This is a genomic window from Flavobacterium sp. B167r, from assembly GCF_056824315.1.
The window spans coordinates 1,717,792-1,743,414 of record NZ_CP124859.1 but is presented as its reverse complement, the minus strand read 5'-3'; the positions used below and the strand labels follow the sequence as shown (position 1 = coordinate 1,743,414).

The following is a 25,623-nucleotide window of genomic DNA, read 5'->3' as shown; positions in this document are numbered from 1 at the left end:
TATTAATTATTGTTTCTATTTCTTTATTTCTTAGCTAAAAGCACTTTCCAAGCCGATTCTACATCGCCACTATCCAGATATTTTTTGGCTTCTAAGTGTACTTTTTTCTGGTCATCTGAGCTTAAAACTCCTTTGACCGCGAAATTTTCTTTCACAAATATAGTAACTTCTTCTTTTGTAGGCAAGGATTCTATATTGCCTAATTTTCCTAAATCATTCCCATCAAAAACATCGCTTTCTTTTACAAAAGTAGGTATCGCATCTACCCCTACTCCAAGTGTTGTCAAGGGTTTTGCTACTTCAAAAAGTCCTTGATTTGATCTTGAATACCAGTTATTTCCAAGTCGTGAGACTAAATCAATTTTGTGCTGGTCGATAGCTCCGTTTTCATCCAAAATAGATTCGGCGATATGAATTTTTACTACTTCGCACAAAATCAAATTTCCTGCTCCTCCTTCTGTTCCTAACGGAATAATCTGTGTAATCTTGCATTCAAACTGAACTGGAGATTCTTTTACTCGATATGGTTTTACCAAATCTGAAGGAATTTGCGTTAGTCCCGCTTTAATAAATTCGTTTACACCATCTCCATATTCTGTACTTGCCAAAGAAGTTTGCTGTACGATATCGTAATTTACAACATTAATTACTACTTCGCGAGTCGCTTCGGCATTAATTAAAGTATGTTTAATTGTATTGTCGCGAACACGTCTTGATGGCGAAAAAACCAAAATTGGCGGATTGGCACTGAACACATTAAAGAAACTGAACGGAGATAAATTCGGAATTCCTGCTTCACTAATTGTGCTCGCAAAAGCAATCGGTCTCGGCCCAATTGAACTCTGCAGGTAGCCTTGCAATTTGGCCGTTGGAATTTCTTTTGGATTAATGCTAATCATACTTTTTTATTTAAACAGAATCTCACTTTATTCTGTTACAAAAGTATAGAAATCGTTTAATTAGAAGAAATAGTTTTGTAGATAAAACAAAAAATCTTTAGGCTTTCGCAAAATATAAAATGTGTATATTTCGTTATATTTATACCTCAAAATATCTGATATGTCTTTTTCTGAAAGAACAAATACAATCCGCTGGATTATTATTTCTGTTTGTTTTATAATCATTTCTCTAATTCTTTGGAACACTTATTCTTTCTTCCAAATTTTTAAAAATGAGGAACGTTTAAAAATGAACCTTTTTGTAAATGCCCAGATTACCCTTGTAAATGCAAATGAAAATACCGATGTAGAGCTACCTCTCCAGATTTTTAGCAATAACACTTCTATTCCGGGTATTATAATGCTTTATGATAACGTCGTGAGCTCTGTAAACGTTCCTGATGAAATTCTTAATGATAAGAAAAAAAGAACGGCTTTTTTAAATAAGCTAAAAAACGAAAACGAACCTATTACTTTTGAATACGCACCAGGAAAATACCAAACCTTATATTATGGTAATTCTGCGCTGTTAAACAAACTTAAATATTATCCGATCGCATTGCTTTTGATTATATTCTTGTGTATTGCTTTGATTTACAATTTTTACAAAAGCACCAAAATGGCGACACAAAACAAACTTTGGGCAGGAATGGCAAAAGAAACGGCACACCAAATAGGAACTCCGCTTTCTTCATTAATTGGATGGGTTGAAATTTTAAAAACTGAAGAGATTGATCCTTCTATTAGCATTGAAATCGAAAAAGATATAGAACGCCTGCAGACTATTACAGATCGTTTTTCTAAAATTGGTTCTGTACCTGTCTTAGAACTTCATGATATTGTTGAAGAAACAAAAACGGCTTATGAATATTTGCAATCTCGTTTTTCTAAACAAGTTGCATTTTCGCTTCAAGCGCCAAACGAACCTATTTTAGGAATGATAAACCCAACATTGCACAGTTGGACTATAGAAAATCTGGTTAAAAATGCAATTGATGCCATGAAAGGAAAAGGAACTCTTGATCTTCAAATTGAACAAGATGCCCATCAGATAAAAATCAACATTAAAGATTCGGGAACTGGAATTCCTAAAAAACAGTTTAAAACTATTTTCGAAACAGGATACACTACCAAAAAACGCGGTTGGGGACTTGGTCTTTCTTTAACGAAAAGGATAGTCGAAGAATATCACGCTGGAAAAATTAAAGTGCTGCATTCTGAAATTGGAAAAGGAACTACTTTTCAAATAGCATTAAATAAAAAAGTGCAGTAATTGATTTTACTGCACTTTAAATATAACTAAGGCTCGACTTCGCTCAGCCTGACAATTCTGCATTACAAATTAGATTGAATATCTTTTGCTAAAGCTTCGAATTCTTCTTTAGAAAGCGAAACTTTATTTATGAAACGCATTTCATCCATTTCGTTTAACGGAATCAAATGTACGTGCGCGTGAGGCACTTCAAGTCCGACAACTGCAATTCCTACTCTTTTGCATGGAACTGTTTTTTCTAAAGCTACTGCAATCTTTTTAGAAAACTTCATTAAACCTAAATACAGTTCTTCATCCATATCAAAAATCTTATCGATTTCTTGTTTTGGAATACAAAGTGTGTGTCCTTTTGCATTTGGATTTACATCTAAAAATGCTAAATAGTTTTCGTCTTCAGCAATTTTGTATGCAGGAATTTCTCCGTTTACTATTTTAGTGAATATTGAACTCATTGTTTATTTATTTAATCGTTAATCGGTTAAACGAATAAACGATTAACCAGTTAAACTAAAATTTAGTCTCTTGAAATTTCAAGGATTTCGAATTTTAAAACTCCGTTTGGAACTGTAATTTCAGCTACTTCTCCAACCGATTTCCCTAGTAAACCTTTCCCGATAGGAGAAGTTACAGAGATTTTTCCTGTTTTTAAATCAGCTTCGCTTTCAGCAACAAGCGTATATTTCATCTCCATTCCATTGCTTTGATTTTTGATTTTTACATTTGATAAAACCAAAACTTTAGAAACGTCTAATTGAGATTCGTCAATTAATCTTGCGTTTGAGTAAACTTCTTCCAGTTTAGCAATTCTCATTTCTAATAAACCTTGTGCTTCTTTTGCCGCATCATATTCTGCATTTTCAGACAAATCACCTTTATCTCTTGCGTCTGCAATATCTTGGGATGCCTTTGGACGCATTACACTTTTCAGGTGCTCCAATTCATCTTTTAATTTTTTTAATCCTTCAGCTGTATAATAAGATACTTTACTCATAACTTCATCGTTTATATAAATACAAAAAATCCCATCGCGACGGGATTTTCTTACCACAAATATACTATAATTTTTAATAGTACATAATTATATGTTAATCATATAGATTTCAAATCTAAATAAATTATTTTTGTTTTTAACTAATTCTTATTCAAATAATGAAAAAAATCTGGTTTTTTATCGCATTTACTGCTGTTTTATTCGCTTGCAGTGACAACAACAGAAGCAACAGCAATCCTTACATCCCTAATTATTCTATAAACGCATATCTTGACACCAATTTGCCAACATATAACAAATTGTTGTATCCTAGTAACCCTGTTTATGTTTCCAATTATGGCGCAAAAGGAATTATAGTAATGAAAACCGGAGAAGGAACCTATACTGCTTTTGATGCAGCCTGTCCAAATCAAGCGCTAACTTCTTGTACAGCCATGACATTAGACGGAATTTATGCTGTCTGCTCTTGCGATAAAGCTCAATACAATTTATTTACAGGACTTGGAGAAAAAGAATATCCAATGAAACAATATCGTGTAGAATCTTCTGGAACTGTCATTCACGTATACAATTAAAACAAAAAGCCTGAAAGTAAATTTTCAGGCTTTTTTATATGTTTTAACTTAATTAGAATTTCAAATTCAAACCAATTAAGAAGTTTGTTCCTGCTTGAGGATAGTAATAAGGATAAACATCATACATTGCTCCGTTTGAAACATATTTTTTGTCGAAAATATTATTAACCAAAGCCGTAATAGTTATTGATTTAAATATCTTGTTTGGTTTTATTTCGTAAGAAGCATTAAAATCATTTACAAAGTAATCTGCCAATTTTGCTGCCGGAAGTTCAATATTATTCATGTATTGTTCACCAACATATTTTTGCAATAACGAAAGGTACAATCCTTCAATTGGCTTATAAACCACAACGTTTCCTGCGATAACTTCTGGAGAATACGCGATTTTAGTTGTTCCGTAATATTCTCCATCAACTGCCAAATCAACATTTTTGTTGCAGCTTAAAGTAAAGTTTGGTCTTAAAGTAAATTTCTCAGAAAGTGCAATTGTTGCATCAAACTCAAAACCTAAACGGTAACTTTTTTCCGTATTCGCACGAATCGGATTTCCAACATCGTCTAATCTTCCCGTTAAAATTAACTGATCTTTGTAAGCCATATAATAAACGTTAGAATTTAGTTGGAATTTCTCTGTATTGAATCTCCATCCTAACTCATAATCGTTTAATTTTTCTGGTTTTACATTTCCGCCTTCATAATCGGTTCTGTTTGGCTCGCGATTCGCTCTAGCATAAGAAAAATACAAAGTGCTATTTTGAGTAAAAGCATAATTCAAACCTGCTTTCGGATTGAAGAAATTGAAATTATCATCTACCAAACCTGTTTCTGCACTATTGGCTTTATAGGTTACATTTCTATATTGTAAATCTCCATAGAAACTTAATTTTTCTGTGAATTGATAATTTGCTTTCGCGAAAATATTTCCGTCTGTTTTTGCAGAGTAATCATCGTAATAATGATCTCCTAATTCAGATTGGGAAGCATATCTTGCCCAAATTACTTTTCCGAAATGATCACCTTCGTATTTGTTCCAGCCTCCGCCTACAATAACATTCAAATCTTCTGTTACATATTTAGCAGAAAAAGTAGTTCCGTAGAAGTCATTATCCAACCATTTTTGGCGAATCAAATCTGTCGTTGTTACAGCTCCAACAGGATTTAAACCGTACTCCGCCATATCTGAATCTTCTTTATAATTTTCGAAATAACCTTTTCCTTTTGTATAATGAAGCGCAAAGTTTGTACTCCATTTATCAGAAATAGATTCGCTCCAATGCAATTGATAATGATCTTGGTTATAATTATCCGTTTCATTATCGTAAAAACGAACATTTCCAGCTTCATCCGTATACATTCCCGCAGAATTAAAAGTACGATCGCTGTTTAAAGTTTCTCCATCAATTCCGTTCCAAGATTGATATGTTTTTTGAGTTCCTCCAAAAACCAACGCCTTAATCAAAGTGGTTTTGCCAACATAAGTTCCCTGAAGAAAATATGATTTTAAGTCTGCACTACCGCGATCAATATACCCATCTGTTTTTATTGTAGACAAACGCCCCGCAATTTCAAAATGATCATTCATTAAACCTGTGCTGAATTTCACAGTATTTTTAAATGTATTGAAAGATCCTGCAGAACTTGAAATTTCGCCCGTAGCTTTATTAGCATAGCTGTCTGTTAGTAAATTTAAACTTGCACCAAATGCACCAGCACCATTTGTAGATGTTCCAACTCCACGCTGCAATTGAAGACTTTCTACAGAAGAAGCAAAATCGGGCATATTAACCCAAAACGTTCCCTGACTTTCTGCATCATTGTACGGAATTCCGTTAATGGTAACGTTTACACGTGTGGCGTCACTTCCACGCACACGAATTCCGGTATAACCAACACCGTTTCCAGCATCTGAAGTTGTTACAACCGAAGGAAGATAATTCATCAAAACAGGAATGTCCTGACCTAAATTTCTAAATTTAATTTCTTTTTTATCCATATTACTAAAACTCACTGGAGTCTTTGAAGTAACACGAACAGCAGAAACCAAAACCTCATCTAGAGAATTTACTTTTGTAGAATCTTTCTGCTGCTGTTGCGCAAAAGATAATAGAGTAAAGAAGAAAGAAGAAAGAAATAAAACAGATTTGGTTCTATTGAGATTTTCAACCTTAGAACCTTTGCAACTTAGTACCTTAGTACCTTCAAAAATAGTTTTCATTCGTAAAGAATTACGAATAAAAGGGGGAATTATTCTTTTGTTAAATTAATAAATTTGTTTCACGACAAAATAAAGTGTGCACGCTCGATAGTGTCGTTTTTTCCCTTAGCAACATTACTCGCTCAGGTTCTTTGGGTATGATCTCAGCTCGTTATTTAGAGCACCCCTTTGAGACAGTGCAAAGGTAATGTTAAAATATTTAAAACTCCAAAAAAGAAATTCCAAATTCAAAAACAGACTTATTAAGATTGTTTTTGAATTTGGAATTTTTAAAATTGGGATTTATTCCAAGTTTGGTTTTCTTCGGGATTGTTTTAAATCAGAAACATTCTTTTTGTCTTTAATTCTCTTTTTAATTACCGATTTGGGGATTTTTGTAGCCTTTCTAACTTTCGGAACGTACAAACCTTTTTTGATAATTTCCAGAAATCGTTTAATTACAATTTCTTTGTTTTTAAGCTGACTTCGGTCTTCGTCACAATTTAAAATCAGAATATTTTCAGAAGTTAATCTTGCCGATATGTTGTCTTGCAAAAGCAGTTTTTCTTCATCAGACAAAGCTTGAGAAGCATTCAAATCAAAATTCAAAACTACTTTTGACGAAACTTTATTTACGTTTTGTCCGCCCGAACCACTGCTTCTAACGGCTTTAAAATTTAATTCTGATATAATTTTTTCTGCATCCATATTATTGTGGCTGATGTGCCGCTTTCAATAAATCATTTACTGTTTTTACTGGATTAAAAGTAATCAAAGGAACAGCCACGAAAATAGTCAGCCAATCTGACATTGAACCGTTCCATAAACCTGGTAATTCATAATTTTTAACAGGCTTACCTTCAACACTTTTTTCTACAATAAAACCAGCTTTTTGATCAACAAATTCTAATAGATCAAATCTTTCGTTTTTGTAATTCTTGATTCCGCAAACTAAATCTACTGGGTTAAAATGCGTTGCTTCTGCCAAGATTTTTTCTTGTTTTTTATCTTGCAGATCTATTTGTGAGGTTTCAACAATTTGAAGCGACTTTATTCCTTTTCCACTCAAAACCCAAAAAGGTCCTCCACCAGGCTCTCCTTCATTCTTAACCATTCCACAAACGCGAATTGGTCTATTCAAAAGCTCTTTAAGTTTGCTTATTTTATTTTCAAAAGTAAATTTATTGAAGTCTGTAGTCATTTCTACATTAAAGTCTTTCTCCAAAAAACGAAGTATTCCTTCAATATTCTCTTCTTTAATTTTCCCTTGGTCGATTAATCTTAAATTTTCAAAAACTTTTTGTTGCATTTCGATTAAAATGCCTGCCAAAGACTTTTTATATAAGGTAATTTGATCAATATGATTTTGAATTACATTGTCTATGTTTTTAATAAAAATGACATCAGCATCAAGATTATTCAGGTTCTCAATCAAAGCCCCATGTCCTCCAGGTCTAAAAATCAGATTACCCTCTTTATCTTTTACCAGTTTGTTTTTTGTATCAATTGTAATCGAATCTGTGCTTTTGCTTTGATAAGAATATCCTATGTTGATCTTAATTCCAGATGGTTTTTCAATTTTTTCTTTTACTTCAATAACAGCTTTTTCAAACAAATCCTGATGTATTTCTGAAACCGTAAAATGTAAGTTAGAAATGTTTTTAGATGAAGCATAATGCACACATTCGTTCAAATGTTCCTCAATCGGATTGGCAATATGAGTTTTGTATTGATGAAAAGGCAAAACAGCTTTTGGTTTATTTGCTGAATTAAAATAATCTGGAGACAGAAGCAATTTTATAAAATAATAATTTTTATAATCTCTTTCTAAAGTCTCAAAATCAGGATAAATTTCTCTTAGCTTTTTATCTACTGTTTCAAAAAAAGGAAACTTCTCCATACCAACAATAAAAATAGCAAGCTCTTTATCGTTTTTTCTGTTGACGTAAGCATTTATAGTTTCTTTTTTAATATCAAAATCATTCAGAAACGCTGTTAAAAACTTATACATTCTTGTGGCAGCGCCAGAAGCAGGAACAAATTTTTTAATTTTAAAATTATCTTTTTGTTCGTCAAAAAACAAAGCTTTCTGCTGAAATTCGTTATCCGATAAATTTAAAATACCATCATTTATAGTGGCGGGTCTAAGAAGATTACTTTTAGCGATACCTTTTTTAAAACTTTTTAGCTGTTTTAAAATAGCATCAAAAGAAATTCCTCTATTGTATATCTGCACAAAATCATTTGGAGAGAAATCATTTTCTTTAGCAATAGTTAAATTATCAATTATTGCGGTTGCTTTTGCCAATCTCGTTTCTTTATCACCAGATAAGATTATGAAAGGCTTTTTTGTATCTATTAAGGTTTGTTTAAAAGCAGAAAAAACGGTTTCACGTCCTTCAGCAGTATCACGAATATCATCTTTTTCCCAAGGCACATCAATATCGGTCAAGAAAAACAAATCATATTCGTGTTTTAATGCCGCTTCATTCAAAAGCGGATCACAAAAACCGTAATACATTTCAGAAAATACTTTAGTAACCATCAAGTTGGTATCACAAAACAAATATTTATTTGCGTTTGCCAATTTTTCGTTTTCTAATGCAGTCTGCCCATAAGCGATAGGCATCATGTCATCTGCCACGCAAATATGCTTATTTTCCTCCCATTTTTCTTGCAAATAATCACGTGCAAACTCAGGAACCCATTCTGTTTCGTAGTAATCTGCAAGTTGTTTTGCCAACGTTGTTTTGCCTGTACTTTCAGGACCAAACAAAGCAATTTTTATGATTGTTGTTTTTTGCTGTCTAAGATCTTTCTCCATTCTAAATAAGCTGAAATAGCTAAAATTGTAAAAATTATATACTGAAGTGACAGCATCCCTAAGCCGCGATAAGCATAAAGAGGCACAACAATAATATCACCAATAATCCAAAGTGTCCAGTTTTCTATTTTTTTTCTGGCCATGTACCACATTCCAGCAAAAAATATTCCAGACGAAATCATATCAACATAATTGTCTTTATGAATTTCATAATCAAAATATTTATAAATGCCGAAAACTACAAAAACGGTCACAATAAACAGTAAGATTCCGATTATTTTTTCATTAAAACTTGTACGGCTAATCGGCAAATTGTCTTCAGCAGTTGCTCCTTTTCCCCATAGATACCAACCGTAAATGCTCATTATTGAGAAATAAGCATTAATAATCATGTCTCCAATATAACCTGCAACATAAAGCAGATAAACGGATATAACTGTGGCGATTAATCCTGTCGGATATACCCAAATATTTTCTTTTTTTGCAAACCAAACACTCAAAATTCCGCAGACAAAAACTAAAAACTCTAAAGCAATATGCCATAGCGGTGCATTTTTGTAACTTTCTAGAAAAAAATCTATCATCTGGAATGTGGTATTTGGCGTTTATTGTTCAAAAAAATGACTGTTGTTTTCAAAAGCAGTTCCAATAACAACCAAATCTGCACCAGCCTTATATGCTTTTTGAATTCCCTGCAAATCTACAATTCCTCCACCAACAATAATAGGAATTTCAATATTTTGAGAAATCATCTCAATCATTTCTGCTGGAACAGGCTGTTTTGCGCCACTTCCCGCTTCTAAATAAATCAATTGATTACCCAACATTTCTCCCGCTTGAGCTGTTGCCAAAACCAAATCAAGATTTTCTCTACTTAAAGGTTTTGTTTTACTTACACGGGCAACTGCAGTTTCATTACCGCTTTCTATTAAAATATAACCCGTAGAAATAACCTCAAGATTTGTCTTTTTAAGAATTGGAGCCGCTTGAACCTGATACTCAATTAAATAATCTGGATTTCGTCCAGACAATAAAGATAAAAACAAAATGCCATCTGCTTTTGGCGAAATTTGAGAAGGATCTCCAGGGAACAAAATAACTGGCAGAATTGTTTTTTGTTTTAATGCAGTAATTAATTCTTCTAAAATATTGTTCTGAACAATACTTCCCCCAACAAAAATATGTGTTGCCGGAGATAGATTAATTTTTTCAATTAAATGATTTAAATTTTCCAACACAATCTTATCAGGATCCAAAAGCACTGCCAATAATTTTTGGCCATTGCTTTTAGCTTCTAAAATCTGTTGTCTAATCGTGAGTAATTGTTCTTGCATACAAGGTGTAAAAGTAAAAGTTTTTTAATGCAGAAGAACTATCTTGAATGAATTATATTTGTTGAACGTTTTTTGATAACGTAAATAATATATTATGATTACAGTTGAATTACTAGAAAAGTATAGTGTTCTAAAAAAATCATTTGCCAAAAATGATATTATTTTCGAAGAAGGAAATCTTCCATTATATTATTATCAAATTATTTCTGGCGAAGTAAAAATGAGCAATTATAATGATGACGGACGCGAATTCATCCAAGGTATATTCTATAAAGAACAATCTTTTGGCGAACCTCCCCTATTCTTAAATCAAAAATATCCTGCAAATGCAGTTGCTGTAGAAAACACTGAGATTTTTATTCTCCCAAAGAAAAGCTTCATGAAGCTATTAGAAGAAAACCCAAAATTCAGCATTAAAGTGATTGAAAATCTTGCGCAACGATTGTATTATAAATCGGTTATGGCGGCAGAAATATCAACACACGAACCAGAACATCGTGTCTTAAAATTAATAGATCACGGAATTGCGTATTTCAATTTTCAGAAAGACAAAAACGGGTATTTAATTAGTTTTACGAGACAGCAAATTGGAGATTTAACTGGTTTACGAGTTGAAACCGTCATTAGAACCATAAAAGCATTGGAAAAAAAAGGCGAATTAAAGATTATTAACCGAAAAGTATACAGATAAAAAAATTCCCATTTTATGATTAAAGTCATAAAATGCAGCTCTATTGTCGGCGTAATTTTGTTGATATAAAACTGAATATCATGACACTATATCAAACAACATTCAACATTTTCAATAGAAATTATATGGGTTCTGCTGCAATGGCAGTAATTGGACAAAGCTGTTTAGGAGGCGCTGCTGCAATGTACGTTTTAGCTAACGGAACTTCAATTCCGCAAATGATTCAACTAGGAATTATTGTTTTAGCTTGTGTTTTTGCAAATACATCAATCTTAGCACAAATGAAACATAAAGTAGTTTTCAACCTTATTATGTTAAGCGGATTCTTAAGTGTGTTCTTTATACTTTTAAATAGTTTTATTCTATGAAAAAACAAATAGAAAATAGAGCTGATGTTTCTTTTTTAGTTCATCAGTTTTATGCTAAAATAAGAGCCGATGAAGAAATCGGCTTTTATTTTAATGAAATGATTTCTGATTGGGACGCGCATCTCGAAAAACTAACTGATTTTTGGGAAACCAATTTATTCGGTGTTCGCAAATACAAAGGAAATCCGCATGCAGTGCACAATGAAGTTGATGCTCATTTTGATGAAAAAATCACATCAAACGAATTTGGAATTTGGTTGAATCATTGGTTTCAAACCATAGAAGAACATTTTGAAGGTGAAAACGCAGAAACATTAAAAAGACGTGCCAGAAAAATGAGCACTTTTTTGTATATGAGTATGTTTCAGCACCGTCAAAAAGAAAGTGAAGTTTAAAAACTGAAAACTGCCACTATGACTGAGACTAAAAATTATTTCTCAAAAGCATAGACCAAAGTAAACTTCCCTTCAAAATTATCTGATTGGACTTCCTGATAATGTACATCAAAGTCCTTAATCAAATTATCAAAATGAAGACTTGCCTGAGTTTGGGCTTCTCCTAAAGAAAAGTTGCTCACATTAATATGATCTTTAAAACTGATACCTTTTTCATTTCTAATTTTAAAGATCGCCTCTTTGGCTCCCCAGATTACGGTAAGTTTTTTTACGTATTCTTCTGTTGTTGAAGGATCTAAATAATCACATTCAAAATCTGTGAACTTATCTGCAATTCTCTGAATCTTTTCTCGCTGTAATTCCATGTCAATTCCAACCTTTTCGTGGCTTATTATAATTGCTGCGAAATGGTACGAATGCGTAATTGAAATATGATTGTGACAATCGAAATACGGTTTTCCGAATTCATCATAATGCAGATCTTTATCTGTAAAACCCATTTCCTGAATTAGCATACGAACACTCAGAAAAGCACGCTGATGCATTTGAGACTTCATTCCGTCCAATCTCTTTTGGGTTTTTTCTTTTAACGCCACTTTTCTCAATAGCTCGTCAAAAGGTTCGGTTATTTCCCAAATTAAAATTTTAGTAGTTTCGTTGAATTGTATGGTCTGAAATAAAGGCATTTCTTTTAAATTGTAAATTATGGATGGTGAATTATAAATCGTTTCCTTTTGAATTTTAAACCATATAAGTCATGTAAGGAAATATAAACTGGTTCAAAAAATGTATTAGTAAATATAAGCAATTAGCAATAAATAGTAAGAAACCTTTTTTAAATGAACTTATATAACTTATATGGTTCAAAAACGTTTTGCAAACTAACATTCTAGAGATTAAGAAATTAAAGATTTCACAAATCTCACAGAAAATAGTAAAATTCAAAAGCTATTCCTTAAATTTGCAAAAAAATTACACTTATACAAATATAATATAAATGAGTACTACAACTACGCCTTATGTGGCTTTCAAAGTAAAAGACATTTCTCTAGCGGCTTGGGGAAGAAAAGAAATTGAACTAGCTGAAGCTGAAATGCCAGGTTTAATGGCGCTTCGTGCTGAATATAAAGACGAACAACCTCTTAAAGGTGCTCGTATTGCTGGATGTTTGCACATGACGATTCAAACTGCTGTTTTGATCGAAACTTTAATCGCTCTTGGTGCTGAAGTTACTTGGTCTTCTTGTAATATTTTCTCTACTCAGGATCAGGCTGCTGCTGCTATTGCTGCTGCAGGAATTCAGGTTTACGCTTGGAAAGGTCTTGACGAAGAGTCATTTGACTGGTGTATTGAGCAAACTTTATTCTTTGGTGAAGACAGAAAACCATTGAACATGATTTTGGATGATGGTGGAGATTTAACTAATATGGTTATTGATCGTTTCCCAGAATTGGTTCCTGGAATTAAAGGTCTTTCTGAAGAAACTACAACTGGTGTTCACAGACTTTACGAAAGAGTAAAAGCTGGAACTCTTCCAATGCCTGCAATCAACATTAACGATTCTGTTACTAAATCTAAATTTGATAACAAATACGGATGTAAAGAATCTGCTGTAGACGCTGTACGTCGTGCAACTGACTTAATGTTAGCTGGAAAAAGAGTTGTTGTTTGTGGATACGGTGACGTTGGAAAAGGAACTGCTGCTTCTTTCAGAGGTGCTGGTTCTATCGTAACTGTTACTGAAATTGATCCAATTTGTGCTTTACAAGCTGCAATGGACGGTTATGAAGTTAAAAAATTAAACACTGTAATTGCTAATGCTGATATCATCATTACAACTACAGGAAATAAAGATATCGTTCTTGGAGAGCACTTCGAGCAAATGAAAGACAAAACTGTTGTTTGTAACATTGGTCACTTCGATAACGAAATTGATATGGCTTGGTTGAACAAAAACCACGGTGCATCTAAAATCGAAATCAAACCACAAGTTGACAAATACAACATCGCTGGAAAAGACATCATCATTCTTGCTGAAGGTCGTTTAGTAAACCTTGGTTGTGCTACAGGTCACCCAAGTTTTGTAATGAGTAACTCATTTACAAACCAAACTTTAGCTCAAATCGAATTATGGAATAACAGCGCTGCTTACAACAATGATGTTTACATGTTACCAAAACATTTAGATGAAAAAGTTGCTGCTTTACACTTAGCTAAATTAGGCGTTGAACTTGAAGTTTTAAGAGAAGATCAAGCTGCTTACATTGGTGTTGAAGTTCAAGGTCCATTTAAACCAGAATACTACAGATACTAATCTATTTTAGATTTAAGATTGTAGATCTTAGATTTAGTTACATATTCAAACCCGACAGATTTTAAAAAATCTGTCGGGTTTTGTTTTTTATATGCTTTTCTGAATGTCAATTTCGAGTAAAAAAGATTTCTACCAAAAAATATGCTTTTTAAAGAATAACTACTTAATTTTAAGAATTAAAATAAGTTCCTATTTCTCAACTACATAAACACTGTAAACTTGAAAAAAACTTCTTATTTATTCATCTTTCTGTTTTCACTAATTCTTCCACAAATTATTTTTTCGCAGGAAAAAAAACCTAAAGTCGTATTAGTCTTAAGCGGTGGCGGGGCAAAAGGAATTGCACATATTCCGCTTTTACAAAAACTCGATTCTTTGCACATTGTACCCGATCTTATTGTCGGAAATAGTATGGGAAGCATCATTGGTGGTTTGTATGCCATGGGTTATTCTGGAGATAGCATCGAAACAATGACCAAAAACATCAATTGGGACAAACTCCTTGGCGGAGGTCAAGCATTGCGATCTGTAAGTGCCGAAGAAAAAAGAGAATTTCAAAGATATTTAGTCGGAATTGGCATTAAAGATGGAAAATTGAACAGTATCGGTTCTCTTTTAAATGATCAAAATCTAAGAGAATATCTTTCTGAATTAACCTTTCCAGTTTATAACATTAAAAATTTTGACAGTCTTCCGATACCTTTTAGAGCAATGGCAACTGATCTCGCCGAAGGAAAAGAAGTTATTTTAAGCAGAGGAAGCTTGGCTTATGCCATGAGAGCGAGTATGTCTTTGCCCGCTATTTTCAAACCAATGCCTTATGAAAAATCAGTATTGGTAGATGGCGGGGTACTAAATAATTTTCCAACCGACGTTGCCAAACAAATGGGCGCTGATATTATTATCGGCAGTGACGTGGGTGGCGGAATGGAACCCGTTGATAAACTAAATAATATTATGACCGTATTAATGCAAACCAGCATGTTTCCGAGTAATATTAAAAACCCAGCAAATCGTGATTTGTGTACCATATTAGTCGATCACTTGCCCAATCTGCGTTTCTCAACCGCTGATTTTGCCGATAGTTACGAAATCTACAAAGACGGAAAAATAGCCACAAATAAAAATCTTCCTGCTTTAATTGCCTTATCCGAAAAGCTAAAAGCATTTCCTCAGCGAATTCACAAACTGCCCGATATGCCCAAAGATTTTATTCTTGATACCATCGTTTATAAAAAAATAAGTCCGGAAAACCTTCCTCTAGTAATTGGAAGAGCAAATCTTAAAACACATGTAAAATACACCACAAAAGATTTAATTGCAGGACTTAACAGAGCTATGGGCACCAATCTTTTTGAAGAGATATCATACAGTTATTTCATAAAAGACCAAGACAAACTCGGAATTACCCTATTCGGATTTGAACGCGCTAAAAATCAGCTGAACACATCAATCCATTACGACACTTATAGAGGCGTTGGAATTATTTTCAATTATACTGGGAGAAATGTTCTCGCAGACGCTTCCCGTCTTTTAATAACTGCCGATATTGCAGAACAGCCAAAAGCCAGAATCAATTATCAGAAAAATTTTGGAGGACACAGAGAATGGTGGTGGGTAACTGAAGCTTATGGAGCTTTTCTAAGACAAGAATTTTACATCAATGGTAAGGCCTCAGATAATATGCTTTATAATACTTTTGAGTTCAACAATGAAATAAATAGAAATTTAAACTCCCTCAAAAGCTATTTTGGCTTTGGTCTAAACTATCATTATACCCATGTAAAACCAAAATACGATCGAGAATATAATCCTAATTCCATTTCCATAAACGATTACAATTTCAACAACATCGAATTCAATATGCATTATTCCTACAATGATATGAATAAAGTATATTTTGCAACAAACGGAACCATTATAAAATCGAATATAGCGCGATCCTTCCTTGCCAATATTAACGCTTCCTTCTCCGACCCAAATTTAACAAGCATTTCTGGCTCAACAAATAACTACACTAAATTTGGCTTTACTTTTGAAAAAAGATTAACTATAAAAAAGAAAATCACAGGAATCGTAGGATTTGATTCTTATTTTATTTTTCAGGATAAGCTCAAAGATCAGATTTCATTTTCAGAATTTGGCTATGCTTCAAAATATTTCTTAGGCGGAATAATTCCAAGCTCTGGCAGTAACCGTTTTTTATTGCCAGGCCTTCATGAAGACGAACTTAATGTTACTCAATACATGGGACTCAAACTTGCTTCTCAAGTAAATCTTATCGGAAAAATTTACCTGACACCTCATTTCAATATAGCCACCGTGGGCTTTGATACTTTTAACAATTATATTGATCACGCCTTCAATCCAAAAGGAAAATGGGATGAAAACATAGAACCGAGCCTAGTAATATCTGGAGGAGCCGCAGTTTCTTATGAATCCATTTTAGGCCCAATTCATTTTGATACTTCATGGATCAACAACATCGATAAGGTAAGGTTGTTTTTCAGCGTCGGATTGTCACTAAATCCGTAAAACAAATTAAATCGAAGCCATTTTTAAATCTAAAATCAGAAATCTATAATCTAAAATAATTAGGGCGTGCCACCATCCCGATAAGAGGGCCAAAATACTTTGCATTTATTCGCCCTCTTATCGGCATGCTGTCGGGCTATCCGCTCCGCCGCGGCGGACTGCTCCTATCCCTCACGCACACGTAGGCCAAGAACCGATTAATTTAACAAGACATTTACAGCTTTATTGGTTTATAACTTTAAATTTGAAGTTCAAATTCATAAAATGACCGCAGAAAACATCTCTCCAATTGCATTCAAATTAAATTCCGAATTATTAGAAAATATCAATTCTATGGATTTCGAAAACTTAAAAAATGACTTCGGAATTAATTCAGCTGTTTTTGAAGAAATCAAAGAAGAATTGTTTGAATACTTTGAAACTGAGAATTTACCAAAATTGAAAATTCTAGAAACCCATTTCAGCATTTTCAAATACGATTCTATCGAAGGATTTGGCATCGAAGCAAAAATTTTCACTCTTGAAAATAAAGAAACCGAACTGACTTTACACACCGAATTCTGCAATAATAACTTAAGATTTAAGTTAATTGAAGTAATGTAATTCTGCTTTTTAAACTCAAAAAACATTAAAAATGATTGAAGAAATTCTGTGTGACATACATGGTTCCAAAGAAATGTCTTTTGCCTGCATTCATATTGCAACTGCAATAGATTCCAAAAATCAAGTTGGCTTTTACTATTCAGAAGCCGAAGGAGATCTTCCACAAATTGCGTGGTGTGGTTCCTGCGAGCAATATATTTTGGATAATGGCGAAGAATGGACCGATTCTTTTGAAACCTTAGCCGATTTCAAAATGTTATGTTCCGATTGTTTTGACGAAGCAAAAAACAACGAAACAGAAGTTCACATTAGATAAATATATTTTTATGAAAAAAGTTATTATCACCACTTTAGTTGTCTGTTTAAATTTTTCGGCATTTTCTCAAAACAAAGACATTTGGACTTCATTTTGGAACAAAGACACCACACTTACAGGTTTCAAAGACAAAAATGGAGCCATAAAAATCGAACCTAAATTTTCTGGCTATACAATTGCACGAGAATTTGAAAATATAATTGCGGTTACCGAAGAAGAAAAAGGCAACTGGAAAAGTTATTATTTAACCAAACAAGGAAAAATAGTGGGCCGCGACAGTCTGTATGTTTTTGATAACGGACCAGATTGCGAAAACGAAGGTTTTATCAGATTTAGAGATCCTAAAACCGATAAAATGGGAATTTTTAATGGAGAAGGAAAAATTGTAATTCCAGCAGAATATAGCAATTTAACCAAAGTTAGAAACGGAATGATAATCGCATTAAAAAATGCAGAAAAGAAAAAAGATGGCGAATATTTTTTCTGGACTGGCGGAGATGATTTACTAATTGACACCAACAATAAAATCCTGATTGAAAATTTCCACTACAATGATGATTTGAATTTTCATTCTCTGGAAAAATCCAAAACGCAAACTAAAGACGAAACAAGAGACAGCTTTCTTGGTGTAGACGGTCAATATTATTCATTCATTAATTATGATAAGGAATTTAAATATTGGTTAAAAAACACCTTGTTAGCAGATTTATCCAAAGCAAATTTGGAGAAACATTCTTTTGAGAACATCACCTACTGGAAAGAACCAGACGGTTGGATAAATTCGCCAAAGACTAAATTTATTGAACAAAATTATTCTTATTTAAAATTAAAATTTCAGGAGCTCAAAAATCCAAAAACCGATTATTTCGTATCAACTGACGGGCTAAATCAGTTTATTTTTGAATCTACTGAATACGACATTTATTTCAATAATTGTAATGAATCCAAAGATTGGATGTTTCCGGTTAAAAACATTGTAATAAATCCAAAAAACAAATCCGATTTTAAACAAGATCATATTCAGTTTTTACGAACCGAAAATGGATATAAATTGATCTCTGTTTCTGATAGAAAAGATAATCTAAAATAATTGTTTTGGCTTTAAAGTTTACCTTTGTAAAAAAGTGAACTATGAAGAATTTTCTATTTTTAGGCCTTGCTATAATCTTCGAAATCATTGCCACATCGGCATTAAAAAAGTCTGAAGAATTTACCAAATTACTTCCAAGCATTATTACTGTTATTGGCTATTGCGGTGCATTTTACTTTCTAAGTTTTGCCATCAGAACCATTCCTGTTGGTTTTGCTTATGCTATTTGGTCTGGCGTTGGGATCGTTTTAATCACAATTATTGGCGCTGTTTTCTTCAAAGAAATTCCAGATTTACCAGCAATTATTGGTTTGGCATTAATTGTAATTGGTGTTATAGTTATTAATGTTTTTTCTAAAACAACTGCACATTAAAAGAGTTTCAGGTTTAAAGTTTCAGGTTACAACTTGGAACGTGAAACTTTAAACCTGAAACAAAAAAGCATTTCCGCAAGTTTCGGATTTTATACCTTCTAAAACCAATCGATATTTGTACTGTAAAATGGAAAGAAGATGAACACACAGGAAACCATCAATTATAATCGTATCGCTGAAGCCATAGATTATATCAAAGCTAATTTTAAAGATCAGCCCAATCTCGATGAGGTTGCGGAAAAAGTACATTTGAGTCCGTTTCACTTTCAACGACTTTTTAGCGAATGGGCAGGAACGAGTCCGAAGAAGTTTTTACAATATACAAGTATCGAACACGCCAAAAAATTACTCAAAGAAAATCAGGCGACAATCTCTGAAACTGCTTTTGAAACAGGTCTTTCAGGAACAAGCCGACTTCATGATTTATTTGTAAATATAGAAGGAATGACGCCTGCGGAATATAAAAACGGAGGAAAAAACCTTGAAATAAATTACAGTTTTGCCGAAAGTCCGTTTGGGAATATTGTTGTTGCTTCAACGCAAAAAGGCGTTTGTTTTATGGCTTTCGCCGAAGATGAAATGGCAGGATTTATTGCTTTGAAAGACAAATTCCAAAATGCTCAATTTTCTAAAAAACTAGATTTATCACAACAAAATGCTTTATTCATTTTCCAAAACGATTGGAGCAAATTATCTGAAATAAAACTACATTTAAAAGGAACCGATTTTCAGCTGAAAGTTTGGGAAACTTTACTCAAAATCCCAATGGGACAGCTTTCTACGTATGGTTCCATTGCAAATCAAATTCAAAAGCCAAATGCATCCCGCGCCGTTGGAACAGCGATTGGGAGTAATCCTGTTGCGTTTTTAATTCCGTGTCACCGTGTTATCCAATCTTCAGGAACATTTGGCGGTTACATGTGGGGAAATACCCGAAAAACAGCGATAATCGGCTGGGAAGGCGCGCAAATAAATCTTTAAGTTTTTTCCGCCACGACTCGAGCGATAGCGAACAGGCGAAGCAATTCACGAATTAAACAAAATCTATGCGCATAGATTTTAAAAATAATTCGTGAATTCGTGGCGAAAAAAATCTCAATCTAAAACTTCTTTATGCAAAATATACAATCAAAAATTGCTTCTCAAAACTGGGAAAGCATTACCGAATCTATGCACGAAAATGGCTTCGCTATTATCCCAAATGTCTTGAATAACGAACAATGTGAAGACTTAAAATTCGATTATGATAATCCAAATTTATATCGAAAAACCGTTGTCATGGAACGCTATCGATTTGGTTTAGGGGAATATAAATATTTTAATTATCCTCTTCCCAATTTGATTCAGGACATTCGAACTTCAATTTATCCTAAATTGGCTCCAATTGCCAATTCTTGGATGAAAGCGCTAAATATAAATACCGCTTTTCCAATAAATCATTCAGAATTACTACAACAATGTCACGACAATAATCAGCTGAAAGCAACCGTTTTAATTCTAAAATATGGCAAAAGCGGATTCAATACTTTACATCAGGATTTGTATGGAGATGTTTATTTTCCTATTCAAATTGTACTTTTTTTAAACGAACCCGATGAAGATTTTACTGGAGGAGAATTCGTTTTGACACAGCAAACGCCAAGAGCGCAATCCAAAGCTATCGTTTTGAAACCTAAGAAAGGAGATATTCTGGTTTTTACGACCAATTTCAGACCTGTAAAAGGTTCGAAAGGTTATTATCGCGTGAATATGAAACACGGTGTAAGCGAGATTCTTTCTGGCGAACGACATACTTTGGGAATTATTTTTCACGACGCTCTTTCGTAAATATTTTTTTTCCGCCACAAATTCACGAATTATTATTTTAAAATCTATGCGATCATTTATTTCGAATTAATTCGAATAATACCAGATAAAGTATGCAAAAGAATAATTCGTGAATTCGTGGCGAAAAACAACAAAACGTAAATCTTTATGATTAATCATCAAAAAATAACCGATTCTGAATTGCTTCGTAAAATTAAAAAAGGCGAAATTTGTTTCGGTGGCAACCAAAAATTAAAAATCTACGGAACGCTGAAATGTTCTTCGGGAAAAAGAATGAAAAGAGAAAATCGGGTTTTCTTTTTATCTGAAAATGAAGCTAAAGAAAATGGTTTCAGACCTTGCGGGCATTGTATGAAACCCGAATATAAAATATGGAAAAATGGACTTATTTAATCCTCAAATAGACGAAACAACAAATCTGCTTCCGAAAGAGGGAACGGTGAATTATTACGGAAAATGCTTCTCACGGCAAGAAGCCGATTTCTATCGTGATGTTTTATTAAATACAATCGAATGGAAAAATGATGAAGCGATTATCTTCGGAAAATTGATTTTAACCAAACGAAAAGTTGCTTGGTACGGCGATCAGGAATTTGAATATACGTACTCAAATACAACAAAAAAAGCGTTGCCTTGGACTCCTGAACTTTTAGAATTAAAGAAAATTATTGAAGAAAAAACAGGAGAAGCATTCAATTCTTGCTTGCTTAATTTATATCACACTGGCGAAGAAGGAATGGCGTGGCACAGCGATGCTGAAAAAGATTTAAAGAAAAACGGAGCAATTGGATCGGTAAGTTTTGGTGCCGAACGTAAGTTTGCTTTCAAACATAAAGAATCGAAAGAAACAGTTTCTCTAATTCTGGAACACGGAAGTTTATTGGTTATGAAAGATGAAACGCAAACACATTGGCTCCATCGATTGCCTCCAACAAAAACTACTCAAAAACCAAGAGTAAATTTGACTTTCAGAACTATTGTGAGATAAAAAAGTTACTTCTTTTTTGTCGCAACATTTTCATACGAACGGATTAAAGCGTCTTCAAACATTTCTGGTCTTACTCTTGAAAGTTCAACAATTGTCCAGCCTTGTTTTCCCCATTTATTTGGAACTTCATAGAAAATCTTTTCGCTTGACGCACAAAAAACTGACTGATCGATTTCGTTTAATTTTAAAACGGCATGATTATTTTTTTCGTCAAAAGTGGCAAAAATTTTCTTTTTGATTCTAAAGGAAGTTTTCTCAAAATGAGGCTCTTCAGTCGCATCTGGAAATGACATTGCTAATTTTCTAAAGTCTTCTATTGAAACCATAATATAAAGATTAAAGTTTACTTTTACCAGCCTTGATTCAGTCCGTTTTTGAGTACCTCATCGTATTTTTCTTTATCAAAAGAATATAAGTTTGGGGCTTTGTGTGCGACGTTACTTTTCTTTTCATCAAGCTTCGTTAGGATTCCGATATTGGTAATTTTGCGCAAAAAATTTCTTCGGTCGAGCTTTTTATCCAAAATCGTTTCATACAATTTTTGCAGTTCTGGAATCGTAAATTTCTCTGGCAACAAATTGTAACCAACTGGCATTAAATTCAATTCGGTGCGTAAAGTGTCCAATGCTTTGTCTAGAATTTCTTTATGATCTAAAATAAGTTCAGGAACTTCTTTATGATCAATCCATTCTACAACCTCGTTTCTTCCTGTTGGATTTGGGAGAATTTTAGAAAAATCCACCAAGGCATAATATCCAATCGTAACAAAACGACGGGTAAGCCATTTTCCTTTTTCTTCATCAATTTGCAGATATTCGAGCGTTTTTTTATCAAAATGCTGGTGGTTACGATTTACTTTTCCGAAGGTTGCAAATTGCCTTAAAAATACTCCATCAACACCTGTTCTGCCATTCAAGACCGTGATTGCAGCCGTATCAATATCCTGATCTAACGGAATGAAACCGCCGGGTAAAGACCATTTATTGGCACGTTCCACTTTAATCAATAAAACTTTTAACTGATTATCGTGAAAACCAAAAATGACACAGTCTATAGAAAGTCCTGGCTGATAATTTTCGTTATTATCTAAAATGTCTTTTAACATCAGATTTTATATAAATTCTTTCTTTAATAACTCTGCAATTTACTTCATTTTTATAGAACTGAAATATTTTCTAAAAACAAAGACTGATTTTCATTAAACTAGAAGTGTTGAAATTACAATTTTAACGAAAATTTAAAATCAAATTTGAAAAAAATAAGTACATTGCGTCATTATAACACATTAATGATTTTAACTGTTATAATTCAATCAAAAACAAAGAAAAATAATACAAGCTGTTCCCATTTTTCTTCAAGTGAGCGTAGAAATTTAAACACAGAAGTTATGATTACCAATCCTTTAAAAGACATCAATAAAAAAATTAGAACCAGAATCTGGTCTTCATTTGGTTTTGTTTCTAAAACCTATCTTCTGGAAGAATCTCTAAAATATAGCGAAGAACAGGAGAGAATTTTCAACGAAATGATCGTCGAAACTGATGCAAAAGATAAGAAAGCAAAGCGAGAAGCTTATGAAAAAGCGTTGTATGCATCTTATAAAGGAATTGGCGCAATGGATTTTATAAATATCGTTTTAAAATAAATACCTACACATTTTTATAATTTATAATGCAGGCCTCACTTCGGTGAGGTTTTTTATTATAAATTTTACACTAAAATGAGAGAAAATGGTCATTTATTAATTATTTTAGCTACTTTAAAAGTAAGAATATACCCCTATAGAAAAAGTACATGGAAAACATCATTGAATCAGAAAGTTACAAAATTCAAAAACCAGAGAGCTGGGCGCCAACAATTAATGACGATCAACTTATTGACTATATACAAGAATCCGATTTCTCAAACAAACAAGTTGAAGAAGGTCGCGATTTCTGCTATTTCTTAGATAAAATTTATTACACAAGCGATACTGAAAACAGTGAATATGCTTGCGTTGCCTATACGCTTAATGAGCCTTCAAATCTTGAAAGTGCTTCGGCAAAAGATGTTGTTGTAGAAGAAAATGAAACTTACGTCATACACAGAATCAGTGTTTTAAGAGATGGTGTTTTGATTGATAAAATTCCTGATACCAAAATTAAAGTTTTAGATAGCGAAAATCAGAGCGAAGGCGGCATTCTAAGCAGTAATAAAAAAGTAAATATTACGATTAAAGATTTACGTCTTTATGATATTTTAATTACAGAAGATTCGCGTACAAAGGTTTTTACGGATCGTGATTTTATGCGAAAAGAATTTCTTAAGTATGTATATGTAACTCCAAGCACTTACTGGGCTTACGGGAAATACAAGTTCTCTTTTATCAATGACAGAAGAGAAGCAATTGCATACAAAAAGACATTTTTTAGAGATGAAGAAGGAAAGGTTTTAGAACCAGAAATTAAATATCTGAAAAAAGGGGAACAATATGTAATTGAAAATGAAAACTACATTAATTCTTTTGATTCAAATAGAGAAATTGCTCCTTTTATTGATTTTGCAACAGATCGTAACTGGATTGATTTATCAAATTACATTTCTCCTCTTTACGAAGAAATTTACAGTAAAGCTTCTTTAACTGAATTTGCTCCAAAATTGGTAGAAAAATTGGATGCGATTGCAGATCAAGACGAAAAATTACAGTTTGCCATTGATTATGTGCAGAATCACGTTTACTACATTTATAATGCTGATGAAATGAACGGCCACAAACCGCAAGAACCATCGGTAACTTATGAAAACAAACAGGGAGATTGCAAGGCAAAATCGGTTTTGCTGAAAGTGGTTTTAGATTATATTAATGTTGATTCTTCTGTAATTTTGGTTAATTTCAATTCGGATCATTACATTAAATATTACCTTCCGTCGCTATTGACTTTTAATCACGTTATTGTAAAAATCAATTACAAAGACGGAACTTACTTTGTTGATGCGACTTCTAGAGATGAATTCGGATTAATTGAGAACCGCGGTTTTATATACTTTCTGCATTATCTTGAAGTAAAACCAAATCAAGGGTTACAAATTAAGGAGCCTCATAAATTTGATTATTATGGCATTAGTGAAAAAGTAGATTTCAGTGCTCAAAATAATATTGGCCAATTAAAATTGGTGAGTACTTACAAAGGAAATCGCGCCAATTATATGCGTAAATATTTTAAAAACACTAATAAAAGAGAAATCATCGACAGCTGGAATAATTTCTTATTTTACGCTTTGAATTATACGAATGACAGAAACGGAACAGATATTAGAACTATTTTTAAAGATGCTGTTATTGAAATTGTCAGCGACGATAAAAAGTTGAATGAATTTACAATTCAATACAGTTCGACAATCGAAAATCCGTATTTTACAGATCAGCAAAAGAATCGTTTCTTAATGTATTTTGATGCCAATCTGGTTAAAAATGGTGCTCGTGATTTTATGCATACCGACATTTCTTTCTGGCACAATTTTGATAATGAGAAATATGAAATTCATCTAACAACTGATCAAAAAATAGATACTGAAGAAAAATTTACCACTCAGGAAAGTAACATCAATAATCCATATTTTGATTATTCGAGTCGTAAAAAAGTAAGTAAAAATGGTGCATCGATTTATATTGACTTTAAACCATTGGTAAATCTTGAAATTCCGAAAGAGGATTTTGAAGAATTCAGAAATGCACATCACACAATTGCCGACAGTAATTACGGAATTGGAATTGATGTTATAGAACAGGGAATATTAAATATGCTGAAATACAGTTTCAAGAAACGTTTAAAATAAATTTTGAATATAGAAAAAGCGAGGTTTTTGAAGCCTCGCTTTTTTTATTTAATGTATTGCGTTTAATTAATTTTAACACATAGAAATATAGTCTAAAGACTTAAAAAAAGGCGTTTCACTAATTTAAATACAAATAGACTATGTGTTAAATTAAATTTCATTCCATTTCCTCAA

The 25,623-nt window shown here is 32.9% G+C and carries 28 protein-coding genes; 17 read left to right on the top strand and 11 right to left on the bottom strand.

Going from position 1 to position 25,623, the window contains the following annotated elements:
• Nucleotides 1-23: 23 nt before the first annotated feature.
• The gene (locus QLQ96_RS07820) at nucleotides 24-899 is read right to left on the bottom strand and encodes a flavin reductase family protein (RefSeq protein WP_482496082.1); all 876 of its coding nucleotides are present in this window, start codon (nucleotides 897-899) and stop codon (nucleotides 24-26) included.
• 160 nt (nucleotides 900-1,059) lie between these two features.
• Here QLQ96_RS07820 and QLQ96_RS07815 point away from each other — a divergent pair, with 160 nt between their 5' ends.
• Nucleotides 1,060-2,211, top strand: coding sequence for a sensor histidine kinase (locus QLQ96_RS07815; RefSeq protein WP_482496080.1), 1,152 nt, complete (start codon nucleotides 1,060-1,062; stop codon nucleotides 2,209-2,211).
• 62 nt (nucleotides 2,212-2,273) lie between these two features.
• On the opposite strand, the gene QLQ96_RS07810 is transcribed toward QLQ96_RS07815, so the two are convergent.
• Together QLQ96_RS07810 and greA are read right to left on the bottom strand one after the other, a co-directional pair.
• Nucleotides 2,274-2,663, bottom strand: a complete 390-nt coding sequence (locus tag QLQ96_RS07810; protein ID WP_482496078.1) for an HIT family protein — start codon at nucleotides 2,661-2,663, stop codon at nucleotides 2,274-2,276.
• A gap of 62 nt (nucleotides 2,664-2,725) precedes the next feature.
• A complete protein-coding gene (gene greA, locus QLQ96_RS07805; protein WP_194138675.1) occupies nucleotides 2,726-3,202 on the bottom strand; it encodes a transcription elongation factor GreA in 477 nt (158 codons plus the stop codon).
• A gap of 158 nt (nucleotides 3,203-3,360) precedes the next feature.
• Here greA and QLQ96_RS07800 point away from each other — a divergent pair, with 158 nt between their 5' ends.
• Nucleotides 3,361-3,777 carry a Rieske (2Fe-2S) protein gene (locus QLQ96_RS07800; protein WP_482496076.1) on the top strand — a complete coding sequence of 139 codons (417 nt, stop codon included), beginning with the start codon at nucleotides 3,361-3,363 and terminating at the stop codon, nucleotides 3,775-3,777.
• A gap of 52 nt (nucleotides 3,778-3,829) precedes the next feature.
• Here the strand turns inward: QLQ96_RS07800 and QLQ96_RS07795 are convergent, their stop codons facing one another.
• The 5 genes from QLQ96_RS07795 to QLQ96_RS07775 form a co-directional block, all read right to left on the bottom strand.
• A complete protein-coding gene (locus QLQ96_RS07795; protein WP_482496075.1) occupies nucleotides 3,830-5,995 on the bottom strand; it encodes a TonB-dependent receptor in 2,166 nt (721 codons plus the stop codon).
• Nucleotides 5,996-6,277: 282 nt separating this feature from the next.
• Entirely contained in the window at nucleotides 6,278-6,682 is a 405-nt protein-coding gene (gene arfB / locus QLQ96_RS07790) for an alternative ribosome rescue aminoacyl-tRNA hydrolase ArfB (protein ID WP_482496073.1), read from the bottom strand.
• A gap of 1 nt (nucleotide 6,683) precedes the next feature.
• A complete protein-coding gene (locus QLQ96_RS07785) occupies nucleotides 6,684-8,798 on the bottom strand; it encodes a DUF4301 family protein (protein ID WP_482496072.1) in 2,115 nt (704 codons plus the stop codon).
• Complete coding sequence (gene pnuC, locus QLQ96_RS07780) at nucleotides 8,759-9,382, bottom strand: nicotinamide riboside transporter PnuC (protein ID WP_482496070.1); 624 nt, start codon at nucleotides 9,380-9,382, stop codon at nucleotides 8,759-8,761. The genes QLQ96_RS07785 and pnuC overlap by 40 nt, the downstream gene beginning before the upstream one ends.
• A gap of 21 nt (nucleotides 9,383-9,403) precedes the next feature.
• On the bottom strand, nucleotides 9,404-10,132 hold the full coding sequence (locus QLQ96_RS07775; RefSeq protein ID WP_482496068.1) for a phosphoglycerol geranylgeranyltransferase: 729 nt from the start codon (nucleotides 10,130-10,132) through the stop codon (nucleotides 9,404-9,406).
• 94 nt (nucleotides 10,133-10,226) lie between these two features.
• Between QLQ96_RS07775 and QLQ96_RS07770 the strand changes: the two genes are divergently transcribed.
• The 3 genes from QLQ96_RS07770 to QLQ96_RS07760 all read left to right on the top strand — a co-directional run bounded on the left by QLQ96_RS07770 (nucleotide 10,227) and on the right by QLQ96_RS07760 (nucleotide 11,586).
• Entirely contained in the window at nucleotides 10,227-10,823 is a 597-nt protein-coding gene (locus QLQ96_RS07770) for a Crp/Fnr family transcriptional regulator (RefSeq protein ID WP_482496066.1), read from the top strand.
• Nucleotides 10,824-10,903: 80 nt separating this feature from the next.
• Nucleotides 10,904-11,191, top strand: a complete 288-nt coding sequence (locus QLQ96_RS07765; RefSeq protein WP_482496065.1) for a hypothetical protein — start codon at nucleotides 10,904-10,906, stop codon at nucleotides 11,189-11,191.
• On the top strand, nucleotides 11,188-11,586 hold the full coding sequence (locus QLQ96_RS07760) for a group III truncated hemoglobin (protein WP_482496063.1): 399 nt from the start codon (nucleotides 11,188-11,190) through the stop codon (nucleotides 11,584-11,586). The genes QLQ96_RS07765 and QLQ96_RS07760 overlap by 4 nt, the downstream gene beginning before the upstream one ends.
• A 35-nt stretch (nucleotides 11,587-11,621) precedes the next feature.
• Here QLQ96_RS07760 and QLQ96_RS07755 read toward each other — a convergent pair whose 3' ends face one another.
• Nucleotides 11,622-12,272, bottom strand: a complete 651-nt coding sequence (locus tag QLQ96_RS07755) for a 4'-phosphopantetheinyl transferase family protein (RefSeq protein WP_482496061.1) — start codon at nucleotides 12,270-12,272, stop codon at nucleotides 11,622-11,624.
• A gap of 311 nt (nucleotides 12,273-12,583) precedes the next feature.
• On the opposite strand from QLQ96_RS07755, the gene ahcY reads away from it, so the two are divergent.
• The 10 genes from ahcY to QLQ96_RS07705 all read left to right on the top strand — a co-directional run bounded on the left by ahcY (nucleotide 12,584) and on the right by QLQ96_RS07705 (nucleotide 21,633).
• The gene (ahcY, locus tag QLQ96_RS07750; RefSeq protein WP_482496059.1) at nucleotides 12,584-13,900 is read left to right on the top strand and encodes an adenosylhomocysteinase; all 1,317 of its coding nucleotides are present in this window, start codon (nucleotides 12,584-12,586) and stop codon (nucleotides 13,898-13,900) included.
• A gap of 219 nt (nucleotides 13,901-14,119) precedes the next feature.
• Nucleotides 14,120-16,435 (top strand): patatin-like phospholipase family protein, encoded by a 2,316-nt coding sequence (locus tag QLQ96_RS07745; RefSeq protein ID WP_482496057.1) that lies wholly within the window; start codon nucleotides 14,120-14,122, stop codon nucleotides 16,433-16,435.
• A 264-nt stretch (nucleotides 16,436-16,699) separates the two neighbouring features.
• Nucleotides 16,700-17,038, top strand: a complete 339-nt coding sequence (locus QLQ96_RS07740) for a hypothetical protein (RefSeq protein WP_482496055.1) — start codon at nucleotides 16,700-16,702, stop codon at nucleotides 17,036-17,038.
• 31 nt (nucleotides 17,039-17,069) lie between these two features.
• Nucleotides 17,070-17,354 (top strand): hypothetical protein, encoded by a 285-nt coding sequence (locus QLQ96_RS07735; protein WP_482496053.1) that lies wholly within the window; start codon nucleotides 17,070-17,072, stop codon nucleotides 17,352-17,354.
• Nucleotides 17,355-17,364: 10 nt separating this feature from the next.
• Complete coding sequence (locus QLQ96_RS07730; protein WP_482496051.1) at nucleotides 17,365-18,444, top strand: WG repeat-containing protein; 1,080 nt, start codon at nucleotides 17,365-17,367, stop codon at nucleotides 18,442-18,444.
• Nucleotides 18,445-18,485: 41 nt separating this feature from the next.
• A complete protein-coding gene (locus tag QLQ96_RS07725; RefSeq protein ID WP_482496049.1) occupies nucleotides 18,486-18,818 on the top strand; it encodes a DMT family transporter in 333 nt (110 codons plus the stop codon).
• A 138-nt stretch (nucleotides 18,819-18,956) separates the two neighbouring features.
• On the top strand, nucleotides 18,957-19,799 hold the full coding sequence (locus tag QLQ96_RS07720; RefSeq protein WP_482496047.1) for a bifunctional helix-turn-helix domain-containing protein/methylated-DNA--[protein]-cysteine S-methyltransferase: 843 nt from the start codon (nucleotides 18,957-18,959) through the stop codon (nucleotides 19,797-19,799).
• A gap of 132 nt (nucleotides 19,800-19,931) precedes the next feature.
• Nucleotides 19,932-20,645 (top strand): 2OG-Fe(II) oxygenase, encoded by a 714-nt coding sequence (locus QLQ96_RS07715; protein WP_482496045.1) that lies wholly within the window; start codon nucleotides 19,932-19,934, stop codon nucleotides 20,643-20,645.
• Nucleotides 20,646-20,792: 147 nt separating this feature from the next.
• On the top strand, nucleotides 20,793-21,038 hold the full coding sequence (locus QLQ96_RS07710; protein WP_482496043.1) for an Ada metal-binding domain-containing protein: 246 nt from the start codon (nucleotides 20,793-20,795) through the stop codon (nucleotides 21,036-21,038).
• Nucleotides 21,025-21,633: an alpha-ketoglutarate-dependent dioxygenase AlkB family protein gene (locus QLQ96_RS07705; RefSeq protein ID WP_482496041.1), complete on the top strand. Its 609-nt coding sequence runs from the start codon at nucleotides 21,025-21,027 to the stop codon at nucleotides 21,631-21,633. Before QLQ96_RS07710 ends, QLQ96_RS07705 begins: the two co-directional genes overlap by 14 nt.
• A 5-nt stretch (nucleotides 21,634-21,638) precedes the next feature.
• Here the strand turns inward: QLQ96_RS07705 and QLQ96_RS07700 are convergent, their stop codons facing one another.
• Nucleotides 21,639-21,959, bottom strand: a complete 321-nt coding sequence (locus tag QLQ96_RS07700) for an MmcQ/YjbR family DNA-binding protein (RefSeq protein ID WP_482496039.1) — start codon at nucleotides 21,957-21,959, stop codon at nucleotides 21,639-21,641.
• 23 nt (nucleotides 21,960-21,982) lie between these two features.
• Nucleotides 21,983-22,738 carry an NUDIX hydrolase gene (locus QLQ96_RS07695; protein ID WP_482496037.1) on the bottom strand — a complete coding sequence of 252 codons (756 nt, stop codon included), beginning with the start codon at nucleotides 22,736-22,738 and terminating at the stop codon, nucleotides 21,983-21,985.
• 282 nt (nucleotides 22,739-23,020) lie between these two features.
• On the opposite strand from QLQ96_RS07695, the gene QLQ96_RS07690 reads away from it, so the two are divergent.
• Together QLQ96_RS07690 and QLQ96_RS07685 are read left to right on the top strand one after the other, a co-directional pair.
• On the top strand, nucleotides 23,021-23,278 hold the full coding sequence (locus QLQ96_RS07690) for a hypothetical protein (protein WP_482496035.1): 258 nt from the start codon (nucleotides 23,021-23,023) through the stop codon (nucleotides 23,276-23,278).
• Between the two features lie 149 nt (nucleotides 23,279-23,427).
• A complete protein-coding gene (locus tag QLQ96_RS07685; protein WP_482496033.1) occupies nucleotides 23,428-25,449 on the top strand; it encodes a hypothetical protein in 2,022 nt (673 codons plus the stop codon).
• Nucleotides 25,450-25,623 lie beyond the last annotated feature (174 nt).

Coding starts and splice junctions, on each gene's coding strand:
- ahcY (WP_482496059.1), top strand. CDS start 12,584: ATGAGTACTACAACTACGCCTTATGTGGCTTTCAAAGTAAAAGACATT.
- QLQ96_RS07725 (WP_482496049.1), top strand. CDS start 18,486: ATGAAGAATTTTCTATTTTTAGGCCTTGCTATAATCTTCGAAATCATT.
- QLQ96_RS07775 (WP_482496068.1), bottom strand. CDS start 10,132: ATGCAAGAACAATTACTCACGATTAGACAACAGATTTTAGAAGCTAAA.
- QLQ96_RS07730 (WP_482496051.1), top strand. CDS start 17,365: ATGAAAAAAGTTATTATCACCACTTTAGTTGTCTGTTTAAATTTTTCG.
- QLQ96_RS07785 (WP_482496072.1), bottom strand. CDS start 8,798: ATGGAGAAAGATCTTAGACAGCAAAAAACAACAATCATAAAAATTGCT.
- QLQ96_RS07810 (WP_482496078.1), bottom strand. CDS start 2,663: ATGAGTTCAATATTCACTAAAATAGTAAACGGAGAAATTCCTGCATAC.
- QLQ96_RS07690 (WP_482496035.1), top strand. CDS start 23,021: ATGATTACCAATCCTTTAAAAGACATCAATAAAAAAATTAGAACCAGA.
- QLQ96_RS07710 (WP_482496043.1), top strand. CDS start 20,793: ATGATTAATCATCAAAAAATAACCGATTCTGAATTGCTTCGTAAAATT.
- QLQ96_RS07795 (WP_482496075.1), bottom strand. CDS start 5,995: ATGAAAACTATTTTTGAAGGTACTAAGGTACTAAGTTGCAAAGGTTCT.
- QLQ96_RS07815 (WP_482496080.1), top strand. CDS start 1,060: ATGTCTTTTTCTGAAAGAACAAATACAATCCGCTGGATTATTATTTCT.
- QLQ96_RS07700 (WP_482496039.1), bottom strand. CDS start 21,959: ATGGTTTCAATAGAAGACTTTAGAAAATTAGCAATGTCATTTCCAGAT.
- arfB (WP_482496073.1), bottom strand. CDS start 6,682: ATGGATGCAGAAAAAATTATATCAGAATTAAATTTTAAAGCCGTTAGA.
- QLQ96_RS07715 (WP_482496045.1), top strand. CDS start 19,932: ATGCAAAATATACAATCAAAAATTGCTTCTCAAAACTGGGAAAGCATT.
- QLQ96_RS07755 (WP_482496061.1), bottom strand. CDS start 12,272: ATGCCTTTATTTCAGACCATACAATTCAACGAAACTACTAAAATTTTA.
- QLQ96_RS07705 (WP_482496041.1), top strand. CDS start 21,025: ATGGACTTATTTAATCCTCAAATAGACGAAACAACAAATCTGCTTCCG.
- QLQ96_RS07820 (WP_482496082.1), bottom strand. CDS start 899: ATGATTAGCATTAATCCAAAAGAAATTCCAACGGCCAAATTGCAAGGC.
- pnuC (WP_482496070.1), bottom strand. CDS start 9,382: ATGATAGATTTTTTTCTAGAAAGTTACAAAAATGCACCGCTATGGCAT.
- QLQ96_RS07800 (WP_482496076.1), top strand. CDS start 3,361: ATGAAAAAAATCTGGTTTTTTATCGCATTTACTGCTGTTTTATTCGCT.
- QLQ96_RS07770 (WP_482496066.1), top strand. CDS start 10,227: ATGATTACAGTTGAATTACTAGAAAAGTATAGTGTTCTAAAAAAATCA.
- greA (WP_194138675.1), bottom strand. CDS start 3,202: ATGAGTAAAGTATCTTATTATACAGCTGAAGGATTAAAAAAATTAAAA.
- QLQ96_RS07735 (WP_482496053.1), top strand. CDS start 17,070: ATGATTGAAGAAATTCTGTGTGACATACATGGTTCCAAAGAAATGTCT.
- QLQ96_RS07685 (WP_482496033.1), top strand. CDS start 23,428: ATGGAAAACATCATTGAATCAGAAAGTTACAAAATTCAAAAACCAGAG.
- QLQ96_RS07740 (WP_482496055.1), top strand. CDS start 16,700: ATGACCGCAGAAAACATCTCTCCAATTGCATTCAAATTAAATTCCGAA.
- QLQ96_RS07720 (WP_482496047.1), top strand. CDS start 18,957: ATGAACACACAGGAAACCATCAATTATAATCGTATCGCTGAAGCCATA.
- QLQ96_RS07695 (WP_482496037.1), bottom strand. CDS start 22,738: ATGTTAAAAGACATTTTAGATAATAACGAAAATTATCAGCCAGGACTT.
- QLQ96_RS07760 (WP_482496063.1), top strand. CDS start 11,188: ATGAAAAAACAAATAGAAAATAGAGCTGATGTTTCTTTTTTAGTTCAT.
- QLQ96_RS07765 (WP_482496065.1), top strand. CDS start 10,904: ATGACACTATATCAAACAACATTCAACATTTTCAATAGAAATTATATG.